This window comes from Bacillus sp. FG16 (assembly GCF_057809515.1).
This window is the reverse complement of record NZ_JBMDKC010000188.1, coordinates 1-3911: the sequence shown is the minus strand read 5'-3', so window position 1 is coordinate 3911 and position 3911 is coordinate 1. Positions and strand designations below refer to the sequence as shown.

At 32.5% G+C, this 3911-nt stretch carries 7 protein-coding genes; 6 read left to right on the top strand and 1 reads right to left on the bottom strand.

What is annotated here, in order from left to right; all coding sequences use genetic code 11:
- Window positions 1–676 precede the first annotated feature (676 nt).
- On the top strand, window positions 677–1903 hold the full coding sequence (locus tag ACODS7_RS31195) for an AimR family lysis-lysogeny pheromone receptor (protein ID WP_243168929.1): 1227 nt from the start codon (window positions 677–679) through the stop codon (window positions 1901–1903).
- A gap of 337 nt (window positions 1904–2240) precedes the next feature.
- On the opposite strand, the gene ACODS7_RS31190 is transcribed toward ACODS7_RS31195, so the two are convergent.
- The gene (locus tag ACODS7_RS31190; protein ID WP_098710347.1) at window positions 2241–2600 is read right to left on the bottom strand and encodes a helix-turn-helix domain-containing protein; all 360 of its coding nucleotides are present in this window, start codon (window positions 2598–2600) and stop codon (window positions 2241–2243) included.
- A 146-nt stretch (window positions 2601–2746) separates the two neighbouring features.
- On the opposite strand from ACODS7_RS31190, the gene ACODS7_RS31185 reads away from it, so the two are divergent.
- From ACODS7_RS31185 to ACODS7_RS31165, 5 genes are all read left to right on the top strand, one after another.
- The gene (locus tag ACODS7_RS31185; RefSeq protein ID WP_243168928.1) at window positions 2747–2983 is read left to right on the top strand and encodes a helix-turn-helix transcriptional regulator; all 237 of its coding nucleotides are present in this window, start codon (window positions 2747–2749) and stop codon (window positions 2981–2983) included.
- Between the two features lie 32 nt (window positions 2984–3015).
- On the top strand, window positions 3016–3204 hold the full coding sequence (locus tag ACODS7_RS31180; protein ID WP_098680276.1) for a helix-turn-helix transcriptional regulator: 189 nt from the start codon (window positions 3016–3018) through the stop codon (window positions 3202–3204).
- Between the two features lie 15 nt (window positions 3205–3219).
- Window positions 3220–3375, top strand: coding sequence for a DUF6906 family protein (locus tag ACODS7_RS31175; RefSeq protein WP_180232199.1), 156 nt, complete (start codon window positions 3220–3222; stop codon window positions 3373–3375).
- 37 nt (window positions 3376–3412) lie between these two features.
- On the top strand, window positions 3413–3664 hold the full coding sequence (locus ACODS7_RS31170; RefSeq protein ID WP_243168927.1) for a hypothetical protein: 252 nt from the start codon (window positions 3413–3415) through the stop codon (window positions 3662–3664).
- Window positions 3665–3688: 24 nt separating this feature from the next.
- Window positions 3689–3911 (top strand): hypothetical protein (locus ACODS7_RS31165; RefSeq protein WP_488828439.1); only part of this gene is annotated, 223 nt, incomplete at its 3' end.

Sequence of the window (3911 nt, the reverse complement as noted above, 5' to 3'; positions counted from 1 at the left end):
TGAAAATAAAATTGCCGTTTAAAACAGTATAGCATATTTAAATCCGAAAATACTCCAAAAATAAAATTCCCCACTAGGATTAGTGGGGAGATTGGTTAGGGACACCAATCAGGATGATACAAGTAAGGATAAAATGATAATACCATAAAAAGGGGTTGACACATATTGAGAAAGTTCGACATTTATTTCTTGTAATATTGTAATGCGATTTGAAATTGGTTGGGTATATTCATCAAAAATTGGCTGGTTTCTGCACTTAATTTTAGTAGGATATAATAAAAATGAACCGATATTCATTAAAAATGGAAAATGTTCCAAGACATTTTTATGGAAATACAACGAATTTTTTGGCGCATATATTTATCAAGTTGCAAGGGATGGAAGAGAATGTAGGTTCGTGATAACATTAATCTTGTATACAGTATATGGGTTTCTATCAAACAAATAGACGGAATAATCACAAAAAAATAATAATTTAAAACATAAAAACTCGCAGAGCGTGTGTAAGAGGTGATCGTGACAAAACCGCTCACACCGTTCATCCTACTACCTTAGGACAAACATTTGCATCATACGAGTTCCTTTTTAGTTTAACAGATATTCATCATTCGTAGTGCAGTTTAGAGGTTGAGAAAATAGGATGATGGATTTTTATGTTTTAAGGGAGGGGACTAATTTGAATTTCTATGAGAAAATTTGTAATTTAATTGAAGATCGGGATGACCTAAACTTTACAGAAGTAGCTAGTAAAATGGGTGTTTCGAAACAATATTTACAAAAATTTAAAAATCAAGGTATCATTAGCTTTCCTAATTTATTGAAATTGGCTTCAATTGTAAGTACATCAAATAAAACTGCTGCAATGTTTTTGCAGGAATGGTGTTTAGAATTGGACAGTACAGAGGCAATAAAACATAGTTTTGAATATGCTGCATTGATTCGTGATAAAGTTTTGTTGAATAAATTACTAGAAAAGCACAAGAAAGAATCAGGTACAGTAGGAGAATATGTAAAAATTTATGGAGCACTATATAAATATATGAATGATGAAATTTCAGGTACTGAGATTATTAAATATTTAAAGAAGTATAATAGGCCCACTGATAATATGCTGAATATTTTGATTGACATTATGAAATGTTATGATTATTATCACCAAAAAAAATTCAATACCATGTTTGATTTAGTGGATGAAGTTGAAAAAGAATTAGACTTGATTGAAGAGAGTGATCGTAAAATATTTCTCAAGGAATGTTACATGTATCGACTTGCAGAAGTATTTTCCCCACTAAATTTACAAAGAAAAAACTTAGAGTCGGCTCGATATTATGCTAATGTTCTAATTGAAGCAAGTTTATGCACTAAAACTGTTTCGGACGGATTATATTTACTTGGGATGTCATTTTTAGTTGATGACGAGGAACGTTGTTTACGCTATCTACAGGAAAGTTATGATTTAGCAAAACAGGTAAATGACAAAGCAATTGAAGTAGCAGCAAGATTTAATTTAGATGTTGTTAAAATATACTTGCATATTAATTTGCCAGAGGATTCAGATTCACGTTTGATTAGATACCAAATGAATCCTATAAGTGAAGATTCAAGGGCAGGATTAGAAGAAATTTTAAGGGAAAATGGAGAAAAGGACTTTTTGAAATATTTTTTAGCTGTTACAGATGCTCAGCCAGGCGGGTTATGTGTGTGCTTTAAGGAATTTCTTGCCCAATCAAATTATTTTTTTGTAAGTTTAGTAGCTAAAGAAATTAAAAAAAGAGGAGATAATTCCTTGCTAGTGCAACAAATGATTGATTATAATATGGATAGAGGAGTGGATGAAAATGAAAAAATTAGCTTTAGTACTTTGCACCTTTTCAATGTTAGCGGTGAGCATTGTTTCGTATAATATAATAAAACAGAATTCATATCGATCAGTAGAAATTAAACCAGGTGGTTAAAGACACAGTGTATGCTTTGTTTTTTATTTGAACTATAATTCCTTTTTATTGAAGATGTATTTTTTCGGTAAACTAAAACCATAAAAAAAGAATTTGTTTACTTCTCTAATATAAGCCTAAAAGAATGATAATATTCTTTGTAGATAGGGTAAAATTATGAGGAGGAATGGAAATGACGAAAGAAGAGATTGTAGAATTATTTTTGAAAACAGTAGATGAAACGCAGCCTGAATTAGTCGAGGAGTACATAGAACAAAGTTTTAAAATTTAAAAAATAGCCCGTCTCTAATATGAGGGGCTATTTTTTTCGTTATTATGGTATTCTTCTAGTGTTTTGGTGATCGCGAGCATTTGTTGTAGGACAATGTCCTGTTTATCTTCAGGTAATGTATCTAATCGTTCTATAATTTCCTTAAACTTGTTGTGTTTTTTTATATCTAATTCGGTACTACGTCCTAGTAGAAAATCCGTTGTTACTTCTAGTATTTCAGATAATTTTGCAATAGTATCTGGCGAAGGAAAACGTTCTTCGGACTCATAATAACCAATTACACGAGATGAAGCGCCTACCTTTTTTCCTAGCGTTTCTTGTGTCCAGTTACGTTGTTTTCTTAGTTTTTTTATTCTAGCACCTATACCTGTCATTTTCATCACCTCATAAGGTTGTTCACTTGAACAACCTGTTCTCTTTAGAGACAATCATAGCACATTATGTTCGGAAAGTCATTGACAATGTATAAATTATTCGATATGATTAAAATCGAACGAAACGTTCTATTGAGGAGGCGGACATGAAACAGTCAATTATTTATCATAAAATTGCTAAACATTGTGGTGTTACTGAAAGATATATAAGAATGTTGGATAAGAAAGAACGGATTCCATCAATGGAAGTTGCTAAAAAAATTGCTGACTTTTTAGATGAGTCAATCGAAGAGATTTTTTTTAATCATCATACGAACGAAACGTTCGTATTCGAACGGTTTTATCCAAAACTAATTGAAGGAAACAGTTCAATTAAGCGTTGATGTGAATAAAATTTAAACAAGGAGCGATACCCGTGCACAAAAACCTATACATCGCTAGAAAAGAGCAACGCATGACACAAGAGAAGGCAGCGAAATTGATAAACATAGCTCAAAGAACGTATCAATCCAAAGAGCAAGGCAGACATGATTTCACCCTAAAAGAGGCTCAAAAACTAGCAAAATATTTCAAAACAACAGTGGACGAGCTGTTTGAGAAATAGAGGGAGAGAAAACAAGTGAAAAATGGTAAACGACCAACGAAGCGAGAGAAGATACATATTAACTCGTATAAGTTAAATCCAGAAAATTGGTTGATCTATAAGAAAGCAGATGGACGACTACATTTGATTCATCGTCATACGAATCGGGTACGAGTCATTCCAAGTGCGTAGGGTGGACAAGCATGATTAAAAATGAGGAGGGATTTATATGAATTCATTACAAGAGAAAAGTGCTAAAACGTTTGATGAAACCGTGGTTTTTGGTGTGACAAAGTTAATATTTGTTTGTGGCACAGTGAAATATGGGCTACAAGGCTTTACTGAGTTTTCTGATGTATTGGATTTTGGAATGTTTGAAACAAAAGATGAGGCATTTGCCCGTAAAGAGTATTACTCAAACAAAGATGCTAATTATTCTGAGCTGAATTTGGCGGAAAGATATAGTTATGAAGCAGAATAATAATGTAGAAGAGGAGAAACCATCATGACTAAATCTGTTCTCACAAAGGATTTACATAAGAAACAAATACTAGATGAATTTTTACAGCACTGTGAACAAAAACAAGTAGAAGTACTACAAAAGAATGATCCCTATCAGTTTTGTATTTGGATCAAAGAAGCCCGATTAGCCCGAAGGGAATTGGCAGCACTTTATCGTGCGAAAGAAAAGCATGATGAGGAACGTAAACGTATAAAAGGAATTGTTC